Here is a 21,955-nt window from a genome sequence, read left to right as displayed (position 1 = left end):
TCGACAAGCTCAGGATGACAAATCTTTGGTTTGGTCTGGATTTTAAATCCCGACCAACATGCTCAATTTAATCTTCAGATAACTGAAGCGCTGCGTTAGATAATTCATTTTCCTGTATTTCATCTGCTACGCTAAATTGCTGGAAAGCAATCCGTTTTTCTACATTATAGATTTCGAAGCCTAAAATGGCATTGATAATGGATGCATTGCGATAGGCACCCATGCCCAGATCAGGTGTTACGAAACCGTGGGTATGCAGTTCAGCATTTTGAACAAAGATTTCGTTTCCGTTTACATCAATAGCATAGTTGCGGTGTACCTGAAAAAGCCCATCGGCATTACGTGCGATACGGTCGTTTATCCCTGATAAGAAACCAGGCTCGTTATATTTGTAACCGGTTGCCAATACTACAAAATCAGTATCAACGGCAAAATCTTTTTCGCTTTCGATATGAAAAAAATCAAGCTCGTATGTGCCGTCTGTTTTTACCGTTAAATTGTTCAGTTGACAGTTGGGCATCAATTCAGCATTAATTTTTTCTCCATCAACACTCAATTCGTAAAGTTTATCGAAAATCTGGTTAATCAGTTCGAAGTTTATGCCTTTAAACAGCGAATTTTGTTTTCCTAAAAGCTGTTTGCGTTTGGCATCACTCAGATTATAAAAGTGGTCTACATATTCTGGAGAAGTAAGCTCAAGTGTCAACTTAGAATACTCCATCGGGAAAAAGCGATCAGGTCGGGTAAACCATTTTAATTTTAAACCATTCTCCGTTTCAGGCAATAAATCGTAGAAAATTTCGGCTGCACTCTGTCCAGAGCCAATTATCGATACCTTTTTTTGCTCTAGTAAAGTAGATTTAAACTTTAAATACGCTGAAGAGTGTATCGCGTTTTTATGAACGGGTGTAATAAAGCTGGGGACTTTTGGGGCTGTTCCTGTTCCGAGTACGATTTTCTTGGTAAAAATAGTTTCGCTTGCTTGCGTTACCTGATCAACTTTTTCTACTTGATAAACACCATCAATATAATTTACACTGGTTACTTTCTGTCCGAAATGGCAGTTTTGCAGGTGATTAATCGCCCATTTGCAATAAGCATTATATTCCTTTCGTAATACAAAAAAATCTTCCCTGATATAGAATTTATACAGGCGGTCTGTTTGTTTAAGATAGTTTAAAAAGCTGTACGGACTGGTTGGATCGGCCATGGTAACCAGATCGGCCATAAAGGGAACCTGTAGGGTGGCATCGCTTAACATCATGCCGGGGTGCCAGTTAAATTCGCTCGCCTGATCTAAAAATAAAGTTGTTAAGCTACTAATAGGGGCACATAGTGCCGCTAAACCCAGGTTGAATGGACCTATACCGATCCCTACAATGTCGTATATTTTTTGATTCTGCATTTAAATTTCCTCCGTTTCAAATTCTGATGATTTAGCCATGGCATATGCCTTCGCCTCAGGGAATTTTTCCCAATACCATTGGCGGTGACAGAAGGTAAGATTGGCCATTTTGTAAGGCATCTGGATCACTTTTTCTAATTTAAATCCTAGTCTGGTTACAAAAATGTGCATCGCGCGACTTTCAACAGCTGCTTCGCCAATGCATTTACCTACTTCGGGCTGTTCAAAAATGAAATCCATTAAGGCCTGACCGGTTTCGAAGCTGAACTTTTTATCTTTATCTGTTGGTGCAATCAGTAAATGCGCACCATAATCGGTCGTTAAAGCTTCGTAGCAGGCACCTACACCATCGCGCATAGGCCAGTAGGGCTCTATGGTAAATGTGGGTTCGCCATTTATTTCGCCGATAAAACTGTGCGATGAATCGTTTGGTAATAAAGTTCTATAGAATAGCTCTAAACCCCTAATCGGTCCATCCATCTTCCAAATGGGTTTGGCATGTTCCTGGTTAAACCAATCATGAACCATTTCCAGATCGCGGTCGATATTAAACGGACGGATATTGATTGTTACATTTTCTTTAGGGAAAAACCTGCTGTAGAGCACCTCTTTGGTTTTCGGTTTGATCAGGTTTTCGGAGAAGAAATATTTAGATAAAGGATTCGGAAATTCACGGTAAATAGCCGGATTATCGATAGGTGCACTGGCCTCGTCGATATTACATAAATTGGTAAGAAGGTTACCTTTTACCTCCCAACTGCGGCGGTTAATAATGTAATCTACCAGGCCTGTTGTATCGCTGTTTTCGAACTGTTTAAACTCCAGGTAAACGAGATCGATCAAGGTTTTTTCGTCGGCCAAATTGTTGCTGGCGATGGCATTTAAAACACCTAATATGTTATTGATGAGTAAGTAATAGGTGAGTTTAGGGATAATGTATTTGTTCGGTACAATCGAACCACTTTCTGCAGCAATGCCAGGCAATACCTTTTCTAATATCTCGGCTTTGGCATCACTAAAGAAAAAGCCCTGATTATCCCTAAAATAAAGTTTTGCGGGATAATAATCATTATCCAGTTCTACCATCACATTTTGCTGGTGGAACTCAAAAGCCATCCCAAAATTATTGTAAAGCCCAACAATCGGTGCAACACAAAGGTGCAGGTATTGTTTAAACCAGTTAACAGCAGTGTGCGCAACCGTTTTGTTTTTGCTGATCGCTGCTTCTTCAATGATGTTTACAATTCTTGGTTTTTGGCCTAACAAAGCATCCTGACAAAGTGCGGCTAACAAGGTTACATTTTTTTCGGCCCCTTCTCCCTCAAAAGGATTGTGCCTGATACTGATGTTGAAACCATCAATGGTTTCGCCTTTATAATTTACGGTGATAAATGCAGGGTCGGTAATGAATTCAATTTCAGGGAATTCAGCTTTGGCCGCTTTGCCGTATTCGGTTTTTAGAAGTTTACTTACATCATAGCCACGGTGAAGCTCTCTAACTAGGTTTACCCTTTGCGAGTTGGTTATTTTTACGTGTAACGAAAATTTAAGCATCCAATCGCTCGATGCATGGTAAACTGTCCTTACCGAAGATGTTGGTGTATATAATTCTCCAAAATGCCCGAGATAAAACAAGAGCTTTTCTTCCTGCATCGCTTTTACGCTAGGGAGGGTAAGCAGGTATTCGGCCTCCCATGGGTGCATAGGTACCACCTTATGGCCAGGGTGTTGATCGATTAAATGAATGATTTCAGCATGGTTACTATCTAACAATTCAATTCTGAAAAGATCGGTCATGTCAAAACCTTCCGCATTTTTCTCCACAATATTTTCGGCAGAAATTAGGAAATAGGCCAGCTGGAAACGACCCTGTGTTTCTGGTGAATATTTAAAAAGCTCTTCTTTACCGTTAAAGCCAGATCTCCCTTTAGGAAGAGGATGTGCATTGTGACCTAAAAACAAGGATTGCTCAGCCTCAATAAAATTCATTTTAACAAAATTTGCAGGCCTGCCATTCTGTTTGAAGAACGATAAAAATGCTTCAAGATTTTCTACGCTGTTGGCTAAACGTTGTTTTACCAGGTTGGCATCAACATTCGGAAATTCTTCAGCACTGAACTGGATGGCCAGTTCCATAAACCTGTAAATGTTAATCGGACTGATTGCATCTGTAGCAACATTACGTTCGATTATAGGGAAATTAAACACATGCCTGCCACTATCAGCATAAAATTTTAAAGGTGCATATACTTCGAAACCAATGTCCGTAAAATCGAACCGGATACGCAGGCGATCGGTAGTGTCAACCAAATAATTGGCTAAAGCCTCATCATATTTAGGTATACCTAGATAACGGCTCCAGTTGTTGAATTCTCTGCAATAACTGTTTAAAAGTGCATTAAAATTAGTTTCTTCTGAAATCTGCTGAAGCCTGATTGAGTCTAACGTATTCGTTTCCATGTTTTTTAATGATTTTAATAATGTTTTCAATATCGCTGATGGTAGTAAGCGGGTTTAGTAGTGTAAATTTGAGGTAGAATTGATGGTTAATCTTGGTGCCGGCAACTAAAGCCTTCCCTTGATTAAACATGGCTTTTTTGATGTACTGGTTCATGGCACAGACATCTAGCTGCACATTTTTTGGACGATAACGGAACACCAGGGCGCTGATGTCTGATTCGTTCATCAGCTCAAAATCATTGTCTGCGTGCAAGAGATCGGCAATTTTGGCTGCGGTTTCGATAATGGTATCAAAATAACCACCCAATTTGTTCCTACCCATCATCCGTAGTGTAAACCATAGCTTTAAAGCATCAAAGCGTCGGGTGGTTTGTATTGATTTGTTTACCTGATTGGGTAAGCCATCCTCATCATGATCTTTTGGATTTAAATAATCGGCATGGTGCGTAATCAGGTTGAAAAAGTTTTTGTCGCGTACGAGGAAACCGCTGCTGCTTACCGGCTGGAAGAAAGATTTATGGTAATCGACCGTAACCGAGTGGGCCATTTCGATACCGTTCAACAAACTGCGGTATTTATCCGTTAGCAGTAGGCCACAACCATAAGCGGCATCGATGTGGAACCAGGTGTTGTATTTTTTGCTGATAGAAGCAAGTTCTTTCAGTGGATCAACATTTCCGAAATCGGTAGTTCCCGCTGTACCTACAATGGCAATAGGAATGTTGCCCTGATTAATTTCCCGCTTGATGGCATCTTCCAGTAAAACGGTATTCATTCTAAAGCTGCGGTCCGTTTTGATCTTGATTACCGATTTTTCGCCCAAACCTAAAAGGGAAGCATTTTTCTGAATACTGAAGTGCGCTTTTTCGGAAACAAAAATCCTGAAACGAGCCGCTTCCCGGGGCAATCCCTCTACTTTAATGTTGTGGTTTAGTGCCGTGATGGAATAATAATCGCGGGCCAATAACAGCCCCATTAAATTGCTCTGGGTGCCACCGCTGGTAAAAATACCGTCTGCTTTTTTGCTGTAACCAATCTGGTCGCAAGTCCATTCGATCAGCTTTTGTTCAATTAATGTACCCCCGGCACTTTGGTCCCAGGTATCGATTGAAGAATTGATGGCCGAAATCATGACCTCGGCAGCTACCGCTGGAATCACGATCGGACAGTTTAAGTGTGCAATGTAGGCAGGGTGGTGGAAGGCAACCGCATGGCTGGTGTAAAGCTGTTCAACTTCTTTAAGCAAAGCATCGTAATTGTCGTGCGTTTTTTCAAATTCAATCGAATCAAACAGCGGTCTTAATTCCGACGGAGATACACCACTAAAAGGCTGTTGATTGTTGTTGAGGAATTTTTTTACCGCCTGGGTAACTTTTCCTACTGCATGCAGGTACTCTGCTTCATTTTCGTGGTGAAAGATTTCCTTGGTCGGACTTTCCGTAAGGAAATCAATAAGTTCATGTTTTTCGAGGTCTGATGTGAACATTAGTTTTTCAATTTTTCAAAGGATTAGGGTTTAAAAGGCAATAAAATTACAGGGGCATAACACGCTATATTTTTCAAATAACATTTGGTTTTGAGCGGTTCAAATAGGTGAGCGGTTTCAACAATAATTCTGGTTGCTAAGGTATATTTTTATTTAGATTGATTAAAAATAATAATTAAAATATTTTTAACACATTGTTAGTAAGTTGTTTAATTACTAATACTTAACCGTTTTAGTATAGCGTTGAATAAAAAAATAAAATATTTTATTTGGATTTAATCTAAATAAATGATTGCTTTGCGCAAAAAAAAAGTCATACCATTAATGAAACCAAATAATTAAAAATGAAAAATCTATACTTAATTGCGATCTTGATCTGTGGATTTATCTTAACTGGTAGAGCACAAACTGTTACCGGGAAGGTAATTGGAGAAACCGCGCCGCTTGCGGGGGCAAATATTAAAGTTGAAGGCAAAAATGCTTCGGCTACAACAGCTGCCGATGGTAGCTTCGAATTGAAATTAACCGAAGGTGCTTACAAATTACAGGTAAGTTATGTAGGCTATACAACAATACTGCAAAAAGTGAGTTTGGCTAAAGATCAGACCGTTAATTTGACCCTTTATTTAAGCCCAACGTCGAATATGCAAGAAGTTGTGGTGGTTTCATCGCGTAAACCGACCAAAATCAGCGAGATACCGGGTACCGTTTGGGTAGTAGACGGTGCGAAAATTCAGGAGCAGGCCAGAGCAGGGATCCCGCTTAAACAAACCTTAGCGCAATTAATTCCGAGTTTGGATGCCGGTCCGGAAGGACGCACCAACTACGGACAGAACCAACGTGGCAGAGATGCATTGGTGATGATTGATGGAGTATCGTTAAACAGTACCCGTGGTGTAAGCCGTCAGTTCGAATCGATAGATCCTTTCAACATCGAGCGTATCGAGGTTTTATCTGGAGCAAGTGCAGTTTATGGCGGTGGTGCAACAGGTGGTATTATCAACATCATTACTAAAAAAGGACAGGACAGTCAACCAAGTTTTACTACGCAAGTTGGTGTACGTAGTGGTTTAAAAGAAAAAAGTGATCATGATGTACGTGTAGCACAGGCCATTTCTGGTGGGAACAAAGATTGGAACGGACGCATTGGTATGGCTTTCCAAAAAAACAATGCAGCTTATGGTGCAGATGGAAAACAGATTTTTACCGATATTACACAAACCGATTTACAGTATAACCAATCGTTCGATTTTTTCGGAAGTACTGAATTTAAATTGACTGAGTATCAAAAACTATCCGTGAACGCTCAATACTACAATTCGGGTTACCGTGGAGATAAAGATCTTTTCTTGGGCGCAAATTATGGTGGATTATTATCAAATCCTGCACTTTTAGAAATGAGAAATGGATACTCATCAGATGTTGATCCAAAAACAAGCAGAGCCAATATCAATGTCAATTATCAGGCTAGCGATATTTTGGGTGGTCAAACACTTTATGTACAGGCGGCAGCAAGAAACGAACAATTTAGCTTTCACCCATTCCCAGGGCAAGCGGCAATACCACAAAGACTTTACAGTGGTTCATCCATCCAAAATACAAATTACAGTGCTTTAAAACTGGTATTAAACAAAGACTGGAACAGATTGAACCTTACTTATGGTATTGATGCAGATAACGAAAACTTTAACGCACAGCAAGCCCTGTTCGATAGGACAAAAGCCTTTGCATCTGGTGGTTTAAACAATAGCACAATAGCCACTATTGCCCGCTATCCTAATTTCAGGGTAAATGGTTTATCAGGCTTTTTACAGGCACAGGTTAAAGTAACCGATTTTTTAAGCCTGTCTGGAGGTGTGCGTCAGCAGCGTATGTTTGTTAAAGTTGGCGATTTTGTAGGCACCGCTGCTTCTGTACCTTTGGCTTATGGTGTAGGCAGAACAGCTACGGCTATTGCTGGCGGTGAAAACCATTACGATGTAAACTTGTTAAACGGTGGTTTAGTATTTAAAATTAATGCAGCTCAACAAGCGTGGCTTAATTTCTCGCAAGGCTTTAACTTGGCAGATCCGGCAAAATATTACGGACAGGGCACTTATACCTTGGTAGGCACCAACTATAATTTAGGTAGTTCGATCAATGTTGGAAGTTCTCCTTTAACCGGTATCAAAACAGAACAGTACGAAGCTGGTTACCGTTACCGCACGGGTGTTTTTAATGCGCAGGTAGCTGGTTTTTATGCCTTATCTGATAAAAATGTAAAAACCAATAGCACATTTAATATCGAAGTTTTTGATGAAAATGTAAGAAATTTAGGTGTTGAAGGTTCACTATCATTAAATCTGAAAAATGGTTTCGAAGCTGGTGTAAATGGTTTGTACATTAAAACACAGAAACAAAATGCTGATGGTACCTGGTCATTACAGGATGTAACTGTTGCAAGTCCATCAAAAATTGCGGGTTATCTGGGGTATAACGGAAAAGTTTTTGGAATAAAGGCACAGGCCTTCCACTCATTTGATTCGAAAGGTTATGCTGCAGTCGGAAATGTTGTGGTTCAAAATGAGTTAAAAGGCTTCACCACTGTTGATTTATTGGGTTCGGTGAAATTATTTACCGGAAGTTTATCATTTGGTGTACAAAACCTGTTGAACAAAAATTACCAAACCATTTGGAGCCAACGTTCGGTATTGTTGTATCAAGCTTTGGCAAAACCAGAAACCTTTTATTATGCAGGCCGCGGCCGTACGTATAATTTAACTTATACGCTTAATTACTAAGCTAAATTTATCGGTCGTCATCTCGACTGGAGCGTAGCGGAATGGAGAGATCTATCTTAATAGATTTCTCGGCTTCGTTGCAATTCGTTCGAAATGACGACCTTTTTGTTAGAAAGAATAGTTGGCAATAACGGTTTTATTTCTTCTTCAATTCTATCACCGTAATCTCCGGCCAGATCCCAATCCGGCCTGAAAAACCCAGAAAGCCAAATCCTCTGTTTACATTAAGGTATCTTCCGTTTTCGGTTTTAATGCCCGCCCAATGTTTATAACGGTATTTTACCGGACTCCACTTAATCCCAAAAGCTTCGATACCAAACTGCATACCGTGTGTATGACCAGCCAATGAAAGTTGGATTTTTGAAGGATAATTTTTTACCTGCGCATCCCAATGCGAAGGATCGTGCGATAACAGGATTTTAAAATCGTTAACTGAAGTATTCTGAAGCGCTTTGTTTAAGTCTCCACGTTCTCCAAAACCAATCCCCCAATTTTCTATTCCGGCGAGTATAATTTTATCTCCGTTTTTATGCAATTCTACATGTTCATCCAATAATAGCTTAAAGCCAAGTTCTTGATGGTAAGCTTTTAACTGATTCAGATTCTGTATTTTATCTGCTTCCATAGGCCATTTAATATAATCGCCATAATCGTGGTTCCCTAGGACAGAAAATTGTCCGAAAGGGGCTTTAATCTGCGAAAAATGCCCAATATAGGGCGCAATCTCCGAAGCAGCATTATTTACCAGATCGCCGGTAAAAACAAATAGGTCACTCTTTTGGGCATTAATCATATCAATCCCTTTTTGCACTGCTTTAGGGTTGGTAAAACTTCCGGCATGTACATCCGAGATCTGTGTTAGGGTAAAACCATCAAAACTGGCAGGAAGATCATCAAAATATAAAGTGTGTTTAATTACGCGGTAAGCATATTTTCCTTGGGTAATGCCATAAGCGAATAAGGCGATGGTTAAACAGAACATCACAAATGCAAAATCGACCCAGTAATTACTACGGCCCAAAATGTGAAAACCTTCGGGTTGGAAATTGGTCGACAAACCTAACAGCAAGCGGTAAACATCACCGAGCAGGAGGAAAAAAGCGAACACGATTTCTGCGACAAAGATAATCAGAAAAGCATGACTGATGATCTGGAAAAACCTGTTCATTCCCTGGATGCGCATTTGCTGAATAGCATATAGCAAAGCAAAAGTTAGCCCCACAATAAAAACCCAGAAAATAGGACTGAGCCAGGTAGATTGATTAATGGTACCCAGGCCAGACAAAACGTAAGCATTAAGGGCAAAAAATATAATAGCCACGATGATGAGCGGCAATAGATTGAGTTTTCTTTTCATTATTAAAAATCTGTAAATCAGAATATGTGGTAAAAATAGAGTTTAAACGCTGGTAATTAGTTACTGTTACGGTTACCGATTATTTTTACGCTCGTTTGATTAAAGTGATTATCGTTATTATGCGTTATATTTATGAATATGATAGTATGTTGAATTAAAATCAACTTCCTGTTGCATATTTTATAATTTACTTTCTTTTATTAGCTTTGTGCAAATATGCTGTCCAAAAAAACAAAGTATGCCATTAAAGCGCTTGTTGCGCTTGGTAAAAATTTAGATAAACCACCAATGCAAATTTCAAAAATTGCAGAGGAGGAGCATATCCCGAAAAAATTCCTGGAGCAAATTCTGCTCGATCTGCGTAACGCGGGCTTTTTATACAGTAAAAAAGGTGCAGGCGGTGGTTATAGCCTAAACAAAAAACCTGAAGAGATTTTATTGGTACATGTAATGCGTGTAACGGATGGGCCTATTGCCATGGTTCCCTGTGCAAGTTTAAACTTTTATCACAAATGTGATGAGTGTGTAGATGAGAAAACATGCGGAATCAGAAGCGCCTTTATCGATGTTAGAGATGCTACCCTTAAGGTGTTAACAGAAACGAGCATTGCTGATGTAATCGGTAGAGAGGATAATCTGAAAATCGGTATCGTTAATTTATAATATTTATTTTCACGTGGCCCAATCCGTCATGCTGAACTTGTTTCAGCATCTATGAAGATATATCTTACACGTGGCAGATTTTAAAATATTAATCCCAAAATTCATTTTATTGAGTTTGGGATTTTTTTTTGGGGGAAATGAAAGTTCAGTTTTTCATAGGGGGTTTCAGTCCCGCTCTCCGTTTGTAGTGCCAGCGTGAAGCCGGCAGCTACCACTGCAATCGGGTTTATTTAACAGCGATAGTAGCACGATCGAGAGTCCAGACCTCGCAGGTTTTCGAAACCTGCGAGGTCTTGTTTCCGCGTTAGGGATTGTAAGGGTTCAGTACCGATTAAGTATCGGCCCAAATCAGTTGGCAGTTAGCAGTTTTAAGCTAATAATTAAAGAATTTAACTTATAGATTTCTCCATTTCGCTACGCTCCAGTCGAAATGACGTTTTATTTATGTAAATTTTTTCATAATAAATTACGACTATTCCTATATACTTTATATATTTGGCATATGAATTTCAATTTTATACCTAACAAATTAATCGCTATGCAAATAATGTGTTGTTGTAAAACGCAGTAATAGGAGCCTACAGATAATTTTAAGTATAAAATATGGAATGCTTCTCGGTAATAGGGAAGCATTTTTTGAATAAAGCTAACAACACATATGCAAAGTTTCAGAACAGAACTCGAAAATCCGATTGTCGAGCAGGACATTATCGATTTAGAGAATAAGATTAAAGCTTTTAGAGATGGAACCATCCACGACGAAAAGTTTAGAAGCCTCCGTTTAGCACGCGGTGTTTACGGTCAAAGACAACCTGGCGTACAAATGGTGCGTATTAAATTGCCTTTTGGTAAGGTAACTTTTAAACAGTTGTTACGTATTGCAGATATTGCTGATGAGTACGGAAGTGGAAATTTACACTTAACTACCCGTCAGGATATTCAGATTCACTATGTGAGTTTAGACCGTACTCCAGAACTTTGGGCTAAATTAGAACAGGATGATATTACGCTTCGCGAGGCTTGTGGAAATACGGTACGTAACGTAACGGCTTCTCCAAATGCTGGAATCGATGCTGAAGAACCTTTTGATGTTTCGCCTTATGCGCAGGCGGTATTTGCTTACTTTTTGCGTAACCCGATCTGTCAGGAAATGGGAAGAAAGATTAAAATTTCATTTTCTTCGAGCGATAGAGATACTGCGTTTAGCTACATTCACGATTTAGGCTTTATTCCTAAAATTAACGAAAATGGCGAACGTGGATTTAAAGTTTTATTTGCAGGTGGTTTAGGAGCACAACCATTTTTGGCCAATGCAGTACACGAATTTTTGCCTGAAGATCAATTGATTCCTTTTACAGAATCTGTTCTTCGTGTGTTCGACCGTTATGGCGAACGTACCAACCGTAATAAAGCACGTTTAAAATACCTGGTTCAAAAATTAGGTTTAGAAGAAGTTTTACGTTTGGTTGCCGAAGAGCGTATTGCCAACAAAGTAAAAACGTTTAAAATAGATATTAATACTGTACCCCAGCCAACTTTGCCATTAGCGCAAGAATACCCTGCGGTAGAAATATTAAACGAAGCCCATTACAAACATTGGTTAGCCACTAACGTAATTGAGCAAAAACAAGCCGGATTTTATGGCGTTTATGTAAAAGTTCAGGTAGGGGATATCAAAACTGATAAAGCAAGGGCTTTTGTTGATGCCATCAGGTTATATGTGGCTGATGAAATCAGGATTACCCAAAACCAGGGTTTGTTGTTAAAGTTTGTACGTAAAGAAGCGTTACCTTCGTTATATGCGGCTTTAAATAAAATAGGTTTTACTACGGCAGGCTTTGATAGTTTGGCTGATATTACCACTTGTCCTGGTACCGATACCTGTAATCTGGGTATTTCGAACTCGATGACCCTGGCAGAAGTTTTAGAAGAGGTGATTTATACCGATTTCCCTGAGTTTATCTACGAGAAAAACATCAAGATCAAAATCAGTGGATGTATGAACTCTTGCGGTCAGCATGGTTTGGCAGAGATCGGTTTCCACGGAAGTTCGGTAAAAGCTGAAGGAAAAGTTGTTCCGGCAGTTCAAGTGATGTTGGGCGGTGGTACTGTAGGTAATGGTGTGGGTAGAGTAGCAGAACGTGTAATTAAAGTGCCTTCTAAACGTGCAACAAGTGTTTTACATTTCATTTTGAATGATTTTAAAGCCAATAACCTGGAAGGTGAGAACTTTCACCAATATTATGATAGAAAAGGTAAAGACTATTTTTATCAGTTGTTAAAACCGCTGGCTGATTTAACTAACCTTAAAACAGAAGAATTTGTAGATTGGGGTCATGTAGAAGAGTTTGTAACTGCAATTGGTGTAGGCGAGTGTGCCGGTGTAGTGATCGATTTAGTTGCTACTTTATTGTTAGAAGCTGATGAAAAATTTGATTGGGCAAAGCAAAACCTGGATAAAGGTGCTTATGCCGATGCCATTTATCATACTTACAGCACTTTTGTAAGCGCAGCAAAATCTCTATTGTTAGATAAAGGCGTAAACAGCAGCACACAGGTAGGTGTGATCCGTGAATTTGATAACCACTATGTAGAAACTGGAGAATTTAATTTATCGACCAATTTCTCTGACCTGGTGTTACAGATCAATAAAAATGAACCAACAGCTGAGTTTGCTCAGAAATATTTCGAAGAAGCGAATCAGTTTTTAAACCAGATTAAGGAAAAAAGGGCAGTATTAGTGAAATGAGATTTGAGACAATAGATAGGAGATTTGAGAACCGCAGAAGCTAACGCCATGCGGCAAACAACGCTCCTCATCCAGTCATTCAAATTCAATAATTAAAAAGAAACATGGTTAATCAAAATAAAGAATCAAAAATAACCCTTTTAGGTGCAGGTCCTGGAGATCCTGATTTATTGACATTGAAAGGGGTTAAAGCGTTGCAAACTGCAGATGTGGTTTTGTACGATGCCTTAACCAACGAAGCTTTATTGGAGCATGCTCCGGCAGAAGCCATTAAAGTTTATGTAGGAAAACGTTCAGGTGAGCATTCTTATCCTCAGGATACCATTAATAAATTAATGATCGATTATGCCTTAAACTACGGCCACGTAGTGCGTTTGAAAGGTGGAGATCCATTTGTTTTTGGCAGAGGTTACGAAGAATTGGATTATGCAGCTTCATACAGCATTCCGGTGAGTGTTATCCCTGGTATTTCGAGTTCTATTGGTGTACCGGGCTTGCAGCAGATTCCGGTTACACACCGCGGTATGAGCGAAAGCTTTTGGGTAATTACCGGAACAACCACTTCGGGAGAGGTTTCGGCTGACATTTACCAGGCTGCACATTCTAATGCAACTGTTGTGGTACTTATGGGACTAAAAAAATTACCTAAAATTGTGGAGATTTTTAAAGCCGCTGGTAAACACCATTTACCAACCGCAGTGGTTCAGAACGGATCGGCAGAAGATGAAAGATTGGTTGTTGGCGTGGTTGAAACCATAGAAGGTTTAGTACAACAAGAAAATATTAAAGCACCTGCTTTATTAATTTTTGGAGAAGTTGTATCATTACATCCATCATTTAAGAAATTAATTAAACAATATGCAAGTATTGCCTAACCAACCTGATAATGCAGCATCTTTTTCTGAAGAAGAAAAAGGTAACCAGCTCTTTCCAGTTTTTGTAAAGCTGAACAAGCTGCGTACATTATTAATTGGTGCAGGAAATATTGGGCTCGAGAAGTTAACGGCGATCGTGAATAATAGCCATAGTGCTACCATTACGATTGTTGCAGAGCTAGTATCGCCAGAAGTTTATGCGCTTATCGCAAATTATCCGCTGATAAAAGTTAAACAGAAAAGTTTTGATGTAGATGATCTGAATGACATTGATATTGTTTTCGCGGCAACCAATAACAATATTTTAAATGAAGAGATCAGAAAGGTGACGCATGAGCGTGGCCTGTTGATCAACGTGGCTGATAAGCCAGAACTTTGCGATTTCTACTTGGGATCGATTGTTCAAAAAGGTGATTTAAAGATTGCCATTTCTACAAACGGCAAATCGCCAACTATTGCCAAACGTTTAAAGCAGATTTTAAATGAAGGTTTGCCTGCCGAACTTGATGAAACGCTACAGAATATGAGTGCTTTGCGTCAGACTTTAAATGGCGATTTTTCGGCAAAGGTTAAAAAATTGAATAAGGTTACCCAAAGTTTAATTAACCCTAAAAAAAGTTTTGCCGAGCAAAATATTAAATGGTTAATCTGGGCCGCCTCAGTTTTACTAATTGGTGCTATCGGGTTTTCTTTGTGGAATACCGAGCCAGAATTTCAGGCTTTCCTGATCAATATTGATCCTTTATTCTATTGGTTTTTAGGTGCCGGGTTTTTATTCGCATTAATTGACGGAGCAATTGGCATGTCGTATGGTGTTACTACTGCATCGTTCTCATTAGCGATGGGTTTACCTCCTGCATCGGCAAGTATGGCCATTCATATTTCTGAGGTAATGAGCAATGGAATTGCAGGTTGGATGCATTACCGTATGGGTAACGTAAACTGGAAATTATTCAAAATTTTAATCCTTCCTGCTATAATCGGTGCTGTTTTAGGTGCCTATATCCTTTCTTCATTAGAACATTATAGTGCTTATGTGAAGCCTATTGTGGCGGTTTACACCTTGTTTTTAGGCGGAATCATTTTAATGAAAGCTTTCAATGTGAAAAGAAAAAAAGCCGATCAAAAAATTAAAAAAATTGGTTTATTGGGTTTTGTTGGTGGTTTTATCGATGCAGCCTTTGGTGGTGGCTGGGGTTCGATCGTATTATCGAGCTTAATTGCAGGAGGCCGTCACCCATTATTTTCTTTAGGTACCGTAAAAATCAGCCGCTTTTTTATAGCCACCTTAAGTTCCCTTACATTTTTTACCATGTTAGGTGGCAAACACTGGGAAGCCGTTGTAGGTTTAATTATCGGTAGTGCAATTGCATCACCAATAGCCGCAAAAGTATCGAACAAAATTTCTGCAAAAACCATTATGGTTGCCGTGGGGATTATTGTGATGATTGTGAGTTTGCGCAGTGTAATTATGTTTATTTTAAAATTAATATAGTGATGGAGAACCTAGAGGAGATAAAAGCAGCACTGGCAGGTTTAAGTACAATTGATAAACTGAAATTTTTAGCAGATAAATATGCCGGCCATATTATATTTTCGACCAGTTTTGGCTGGGAAGATCAGGCGATTACACATTTAATTTTTTCAAATAATATTCAGATCAAGGTTTTTACTTTAGAAACCGGACGTCTGTTTCCAGAAACCTATTACGTTTGGAACCGCACCTTAGAAATTTATAATAAACCCATTCATGCCTATTATCCGCAAAATGAGCTGTTGCAGGATATGGTGAATACAAAAGGCCCGAGCAGCTTTTACGAATCGGTAGAGAATAGGAAAGAGTGCTGTTATATCCGTAAAATTGAACCTTTAAAAAGAGCATTAAAAGGTAATGAGATATGGATAACAGGAATCAGGGCCGATCAAAGTGCCAACCGTGAAGATATGCACGATTTAGAATGGGACGAAGGCAATCAATTGGTTAAATTCCACCCTATTTTCGATTGGACTTTAGATGATGTGAAAACCTACATTAAAGAAAATAACATTGTTTACAATACCCTGCATGATAAAGGTTTTCCGAGTATTGGTTGCGCCCCATGTACAAGAGCAGTACAGCCAGGCGAAGATTTTAGGGCCGGTAGATGGTGGTGGGAAGACCAGAGTAAAAAAGAATGCGGCTTGCATGCTACTTAAGGTATAAGGCTGAAGGCTAAAAGGTAGAAGGTTTATATTCCTTATTGAATGAAACGTTGGAATATCCCAACATTCAAACCTTTCAAACATTTTTAACAACAATAACAACAAATATAACAAGTTGAATAATTGAGCAATTTAACATTCAATCATTCAACATTTAAACATTCCAACAATTGAAATGAGTACATATAATTTTGATTATTTAGATGAACTAGAGGCCGAAGCCATTCACATTTTACGTGAAGTAGCAGGTCAGTTTGAAAAACCAGCCTTGTTATTTTCGGGTGGAAAAGATTCAATTACTTTAGTTCGTTTGGCAGAAAAAGCTTTCCGTCCGGGGAAATTTCCTTTCCCTTTAGTACATATTGATACAGGCCATAATTTTGAAGAAACCATCACTTACCGCGATCAGATGGTGGAGCGGATTGGCGAGAAATTAATCATTGGATCAGTACAAGAATCAATAGATCAGGGGAAAGTTGTAGAGCAAACAGGCAAAAATGCCAGTAGAAATGCTTTGCAAACCGTAACCTTACTCGATACCATTGCAAAATACCAGTTTGATGCCTGCATCGGCGGCGCGCGTAGAGATGAAGAAAAAGCAAGGGCTAAAGAACGTATTTTCTCTGTTCGTGATGAATTTGGCCAATGGGATCCAAAACGCCAACGTCCTGAACTTTGGAACATTTACAACGGTAAAATCCATAAAGGAGAAAATATCCGTGTATTCCCGATCAGTAACTGGACAGAATTAGATGTTTGGAATTATATCCGCAGAGAGAAAATAGATCTTCCAAGTATTTATTTCTCGCACGAACGTGATTGTATCACCAGAAATGGTCAGCTGATGGCTGCATCACCTTTTTTAAATATGGATGATGAAGATGTGGTAGAACGCAAACAGGTGCGTTTCCGTACTGTGGGCGATATGTCATGTACTGCTGCGGTAGAATCGGATGCGACTTTGATTGATGACATTATTGCTGAAATCAGCGCTTCGAAAATTTCAGAGCGTGGTGCCCGTATGGATGATAAAGTTTCTGAAGCCGCAATGGAAGACAGAAAAAAGGGGGGATATTTTTAAAGGAGTATTAAGATTAAAAGTATCGAGTAGCAAGATTAATAACCGTCTTGATACTTGATACCAATTACTTAATACTTATGTCTTAATACTACAATAAAATGAACATATTAAAATTTTTCACAGCAGGCAGTGTAGATGATGGTAAAAGTACCTTAATCGGCCGTTTGTTATACGATACAGATTCTATTTTGGCTGATCAATTAGAAGCTTTACAGAGTTCTAATCGCAAAAATGATGACGGAACAATAGATTTAGCCATTTTAACCGATGGTTTAAGGGCAGAGCGGGAGCAAGGTATTACCATTGATGTAGCTTACAAATACTTTCAGACCGAAAAACGCAAATTTATTATTGCCGACACACCTGGCCACATTCAATATACAAGAAATATGGTTACAGGCGCTTCTACAGCCAACCTAGCCATTATCTTAATCGATGCCCGTAACGGCGTGGTAGAACAGACCATCCGTCACTCCTATATAGTTTCCTTATTGGGTATTAAACATGTAGTGGTTTGTATCAACAAAATGGATATGGTTGACTATAGCGAAACCGTTTATAGCGCAATTATAGAAAAATACAAAGTTTTGGCTCAGCAATTAAAGCTTGCCGATGTAACCTATATTCCGGTTAGTGCCTTAAAAGGCGATAACATCGTGCAAAATTCAGGTAACATGGATTGGTATGAAGGAGAGAGTTTGTTACATTTCTTAGAGAAGGTAGATACCGACAATTTAGATAAATCGCAATTGGCCCGTATGCCGGTGCAGTGGGTAATACGTCCACAAACAGAAGCATTGCACGATTACCGTGGTTATGCAGGTAGGGTATTAAGTGGTACCTTTAACTTAAATGATAAAGTTACCGTATTGCCTAGTGGTGCGAGTTCTACGGTTGAAAAAATTGAATTTTTTGATCAGACACCAGATGCAGCTCACGCTGGCCAGTCGGTGATTATTCACTTGAAAGATGATGTAGATATTAGCCGTGGCGATACCATTGTAAATGCTTCGGCATTACCACAGGAATCGAAGCTGATTGAAGCGGATCTTTGCTGGATGGATGGTCGTGCATTAGATACTTCTATCATGTACAATATTCAGCACAACAGTAAAATCACCCGTTGTAAAATCAGCGAGATTCTGCATAAGGTTGATATCAATACACTTGAAAAACATGCTGCTGACGAATTTAAATTGAATGATATTGGCCGTGTGATTATTAAAACAGCTGATGCTTTGGCATTTGATTTATATGATGATAACCGGGCAAACGGTTCAGCAATTTTGGTCGATACACGTACAAATTTAACCGTTGGCGCCTTAATGTTCAGGGCAGCAGTAGAATAAATTGTAAAATGGATAATGGAAATTGATCAATGACCAATAGTGAAAGCTTCAAGGAATATAGATAAAATCTTAATCTTCTTAATTCCTTAATGGTGGAAAATGGATGATGAAAATTGTGAAACGATGAGATCTTTATTTCAGCTTATTGATCCGGAAATCATACAATCCTGAAAATCTTACAGTAGAGAACCACAACCAAATATAATAATGAAGACTTTAGGTTTTTAATCTAAAGTGAAAGCAATTTCAGCGGGGCGCCAAATAGGGTAGCCCCGTTTTTCGTTTGACGATTTTTTTAAGCATTTTAAATATAGACGCTTTAAATTTTTTATATCTTAGTTTAAATCCCTCAGATAATTTTCCGAATAAACCAAAAACTATGCACGCTGGAAAGAAATATACCTTTTTTGAATTTATTGTATGGACCCGACGGGATATTTACCGTTTAACTATTCTCGCCATTATCCCTACTGTACTTTATCATTTTTGTAAGTTTACCTTTCTCTCCATTTCATGGGTTCCGGTAGCACTTTTAGGTACCGCTGTTTCCTTTATCATTAGTTTTAAAAACAATGCCAGTTATTCGCGGCTTTGGGAAGCCAGGCAGATTTACGGCGGAATTATAAATGCGAGCCGTGCCTTTGGGGTAATGGTACGCGATTACCTAGCAGTTCAGGATAAAACAACAGATGTTCAGATCATTTTTTACCGTCATTTTGCCTGGTTAACCGCCCTTCGGTTTCAGTTAAGAGAGCCAAGGGCATGGGAAAATGCGAACGACCCCCGCAATATTGAGTACGCCAGATTGTACCATGTTTCCGAAAAAACTGATAAGTTAGAGGATACACTATCGAAATATCTTTCAGTAGATGAATTGAAGTACATTTTAAGCAAGAAGAATAAGGCCACCCAATTAATGGCTTTGCAATCGAGCCACATTAATAAATTGGCATCTGCCGGAAACTTATCCGATTTACAATTACAATCCTTGCAAAACTCAATTACCAGTTTTTATGATAACCAGGGTAAAGCCGAAAGAATTAAAAACTTTCCATATCCGCGCCATTTTTCATCGATAGCCACCATTATGTTAAACCTGTTTGTGTTTTTAGTACCCTATGGCCTTTTAAATGAATTTAACAAATTAGGCAATGGTACTTTGATTGAGGGTTATTCCATTTGGTTAAACGTTCCGTTTGCGATTTTACTCACCTGGGTTTTTAACTCTTTGGATATTGTTGGCGAAAGTTCTACAAATCCTTTTGAGGGAAGCGCCAATGATGTACCCATTACCAATATCTCGCGGACAATAGAAATCGACATGAGGGATATGCTTGATGAAACTGACCTGCCTCCCGTGCTAACACCAGAAAATAGCATACTGATGTAAATTTCCATTATGGAAATGATGGAAAATAATCATCGTATTTGTATATTGATTAGAAGACAATAAATCACAGTTACCATGAAAAGAAATATCCTTTACCTTGCTTTGGCTGCAATCCCTTTTGCTTATGCCTGTACCCAAAACAATAAAACAACTACTGGCGCTAAAACTAAAACCGATTCTTTGGTTAATGAGAACTGTTATGCAGCAGGTTTTGAGAAAGACAGTGCAGCCATGAATGTGAAAATACTGGCCTCAGGTAAAGTTACTGGTTCATTATTAGTTAATTATGTCGAGAAACCGCATAATAATGGTATCATAAACGGAAAATTTAACGGCGATACCTTATTGGTAGATTACCGCTTTAAAACTGGCGAAGATACTGTAAAAGTTTACACCAATCCATTGGCCTTTTTAAAGAAAGGTGGAAAACTGATTATGGGGGTAGGACAAATAGAAACCACACTTGGTAGATCTTATTTTGTTAAAGGGAGACCCATTAATTTTGAAGCAGGCAAGTTTGTTTTTCAAGAGGTGGATTGTAAGTAAAACTAGATTTTTTAAGATAAAATGAAATTTTTAAGCTTAAAAATTTTCGTCAGCATAGTGGTTATTTTGATTTTCATTAAAGTAATCTATTCCTTCAATATTGATTATAAACGGGGACTACACTTTGACCATACTATAGGAAATATAATAATCACGATTTTGGCCATATTGGTTTTTATAGCCTTGTTTAAATGGTTTAAAAAGTAAGAATTATTTGTACCACTACTGGTCTTAGCGTCTCGCTAAGACCATGTTCGTTTTTGCCACGAGGCACAGCACACATAGAATCTCCAATCAGTTGGTCATCCTGTCCAAAGGACTCCTATGGAGAGCGGAGTCGAAGGATCTTTAATGTAGATATCTATGTTTCACCGTAAAAGATTCTTCACTGCGTTCAGAATGACAACCAATTCCATATTGATGATTCAAAAACATAGAAATTCCCTATAGGATAAGTCGCTCATTAACAGTTAAAATCCCCTAAATCAACACCCGCTAAAAAGCTAAATAAAATTATTTTAAAATAAATTACTACAATTCCCATAGACTTTATATATTTGTATTATTAACAAACGTATAACGAGCTTAAATTATCTGTTATGATTTTGAATAAAGTAGAAAAAGCGAACATTGAACCAAGAATTACTTTAATAGGTGCAGGTCCTGGCGACCCGGATTTATTTAGTTTAAAAGGTGTTAAGGCATTAAAAACAGCTGATGTTGTTTTATATGATGCAAATGTGAACGAGGCTTTATTGTGTCATGCGCCAGATGGTATTCCGAAAGTTTACGTGGGCAAACGTTCAGATGATGAATCGTTTTCTCAGGATGCGGTAAACAAACTGATTGTTGACTACGCTTTAAACTACGGTCACGTGGTACGTTTAAAAAGCGGCGATCCGTTTTTCTTTGCAAAAGGGTACGAAGAAATAGATGCTGCAGAATCTTACAGTATTCCTACCGAAATTATTCCGGGCATTTCTAGTGCAACCGGTGCGCCAAGTTTGCAAAAGATCCCGATGATTTATAAAGATTTGAGTGAAAGTTTTTGGGCAGTAACCGGAACAAATTCAAAAGGTGAAATTTCTGAAGATTTGTACATCGCAGCAAAAACCAAAGCAACTATAGTTGTTTTAAACGGAATTGAAAAAGTAAAAGAAATTGCTGCAATATTTCAGGGGGAAAATAAAAACCTTTTGCCAGTAGCGGTAATTCAAAATGGTTCTACACCAGAAGAAAAAATTGCAGTGGGTATTGTTGATACGATTGCTGAAATTGTTGAAGATAAAAGAATAACGGCCCCAGCTTTATTAGTTTTTGGAGATGTAGTATCATTACACCCACAGTTCCAGCCAATCCGCGATTTTTACGAAATTATCGCTGAAGAGTACTAGATATTTTTAAACCAAAAATATATTTGTTTTGTTGTTAAAAACCGCTTATGGATTTAAGCGGTTTTTTTACATTTGGTAGAAGCAGTCCTTTGTTTTTAAGCCTGATTGGAGCGGAAAGCCCGGAACAAAGTGAGGACTTGTAGCGGAAAGGTACTGTCTTTAAAAGCAAATAAAAGTTGATAAAATTTTATCTTCTGAGAAGCATTAATTTAAATGCT

At 38.6% G+C, this 21,955-nt stretch carries 15 protein-coding genes; 11 read left to right on the top strand and 4 right to left on the bottom strand.

Annotated features, from left to right (window positions below):
* Positions 1-67: 67 nt before the first annotated feature.
* From AC1RJ8_RS24690 to AC1RJ8_RS24680, 3 genes are read right to left on the bottom strand one after another with little or no spacing between them, the layout of a single operon-like run.
* Positions 68-1,405: a lysine N(6)-hydroxylase/L-ornithine N(5)-oxygenase family protein gene (locus AC1RJ8_RS24690; protein ID WP_492956097.1), complete on the bottom strand. Its 1,338-nt coding sequence runs from the start codon at positions 1,403-1,405 to the stop codon at positions 68-70.
* A complete protein-coding gene (locus AC1RJ8_RS24685; protein ID WP_492956096.1) occupies positions 1,406-3,865 on the bottom strand; it encodes a GNAT family N-acetyltransferase in 2,460 nt (819 codons plus the stop codon). It abuts the gene before it with no gap.
* Positions 3,810-5,351: a pyridoxal phosphate-dependent decarboxylase family protein gene (locus AC1RJ8_RS24680; protein WP_492956095.1), complete on the bottom strand. Its 1,542-nt coding sequence runs from the start codon at positions 5,349-5,351 to the stop codon at positions 3,810-3,812. The genes AC1RJ8_RS24685 and AC1RJ8_RS24680 overlap by 56 nt, the downstream gene beginning before the upstream one ends.
* 344 nt (positions 5,352-5,695) lie before the next feature.
* Here AC1RJ8_RS24680 and AC1RJ8_RS24675 point away from each other — a divergent pair, with 344 nt between their 5' ends.
* A complete protein-coding gene (locus AC1RJ8_RS24675; protein ID WP_492956094.1) occupies positions 5,696-8,131 on the top strand; it encodes a TonB-dependent receptor in 2,436 nt (811 codons plus the stop codon).
* A 136-nt stretch (positions 8,132-8,267) separates the two neighbouring features.
* On the opposite strand, the gene AC1RJ8_RS24670 is transcribed toward AC1RJ8_RS24675, so the two are convergent.
* Complete coding sequence (locus tag AC1RJ8_RS24670; protein ID WP_492956093.1) at positions 8,268-9,488, bottom strand: metallophosphoesterase; 1,221 nt, start codon at positions 9,486-9,488, stop codon at positions 8,268-8,270.
* Between the two features lie 216 nt (positions 9,489-9,704).
* Here AC1RJ8_RS24670 and AC1RJ8_RS24665 point away from each other — a divergent pair, with 216 nt between their 5' ends.
* From AC1RJ8_RS24665 to cobA (AC1RJ8_RS24620), 10 genes are all read left to right on the top strand, one after another.
* Positions 9,705-10,151, top strand: coding sequence for an RrF2 family transcriptional regulator (locus AC1RJ8_RS24665; protein ID WP_029275042.1), 447 nt, complete (start codon positions 9,705-9,707; stop codon positions 10,149-10,151).
* 658 nt (positions 10,152-10,809) lie between these two features.
* Complete coding sequence (locus tag AC1RJ8_RS24660) at positions 10,810-12,900, top strand: ferredoxin-like domain-containing protein (protein WP_492956092.1); 2,091 nt, start codon at positions 10,810-10,812, stop codon at positions 12,898-12,900.
* Positions 12,901-13,004: 104 nt separating this feature from the next.
* Complete coding sequence (gene cobA, locus AC1RJ8_RS24655; protein WP_086545364.1) at positions 13,005-13,775, top strand: uroporphyrinogen-III C-methyltransferase; 771 nt, start codon at positions 13,005-13,007, stop codon at positions 13,773-13,775.
* Entirely contained in the window at positions 13,759-15,270 is a 1,512-nt protein-coding gene (locus tag AC1RJ8_RS24650; RefSeq protein WP_492956091.1) for a TSUP family transporter, read from the top strand. Before cobA (AC1RJ8_RS24655) ends, AC1RJ8_RS24650 begins: the two co-directional genes overlap by 17 nt.
* Positions 15,271-15,272: 2 nt before the next feature.
* Positions 15,273-15,971, top strand: a complete 699-nt coding sequence (locus tag AC1RJ8_RS24645) for a phosphoadenylyl-sulfate reductase (protein WP_492956090.1) — start codon at positions 15,273-15,275, stop codon at positions 15,969-15,971.
* A gap of 181 nt (positions 15,972-16,152) precedes the next feature.
* Positions 16,153-17,058 carry a sulfate adenylyltransferase subunit CysD gene (gene cysD, locus AC1RJ8_RS24640; RefSeq protein ID WP_492956089.1) on the top strand — a complete coding sequence of 302 codons (906 nt, stop codon included), beginning with the start codon at positions 16,153-16,155 and terminating at the stop codon, positions 17,056-17,058.
* A gap of 98 nt (positions 17,059-17,156) precedes the next feature.
* Positions 17,157-18,407 carry a sulfate adenylyltransferase subunit 1 gene (locus AC1RJ8_RS24635; protein WP_492956088.1) on the top strand — a complete coding sequence of 417 codons (1,251 nt, stop codon included), beginning with the start codon at positions 17,157-17,159 and terminating at the stop codon, positions 18,405-18,407.
* 379 nt (positions 18,408-18,786) lie between these two features.
* The gene (locus AC1RJ8_RS24630) at positions 18,787-19,797 is read left to right on the top strand and encodes a bestrophin family protein (RefSeq protein WP_492956087.1); all 1,011 of its coding nucleotides are present in this window, start codon (positions 18,787-18,789) and stop codon (positions 19,795-19,797) included.
* Positions 19,798-19,872: 75 nt separating this feature from the next.
* Positions 19,873-20,343 (top strand): hypothetical protein, encoded by a 471-nt coding sequence (locus AC1RJ8_RS24625; protein ID WP_492956086.1) that lies wholly within the window; start codon positions 19,873-19,875, stop codon positions 20,341-20,343.
* 599 nt (positions 20,344-20,942) lie between these two features.
* Positions 20,943-21,737, top strand: a complete 795-nt coding sequence (cobA, locus tag AC1RJ8_RS24620; RefSeq protein ID WP_057932870.1) for a uroporphyrinogen-III C-methyltransferase — start codon at positions 20,943-20,945, stop codon at positions 21,735-21,737.
* Positions 21,738-21,955: the final 218 nt, after the last annotated feature.

The organism is Pedobacter sp. GW822-FHT03F06 (assembly GCF_058801365.1).
Note: the sequence above shows the minus strand (reverse complement) of the source record. Positions and strands in the feature narration are given on the sequence as shown.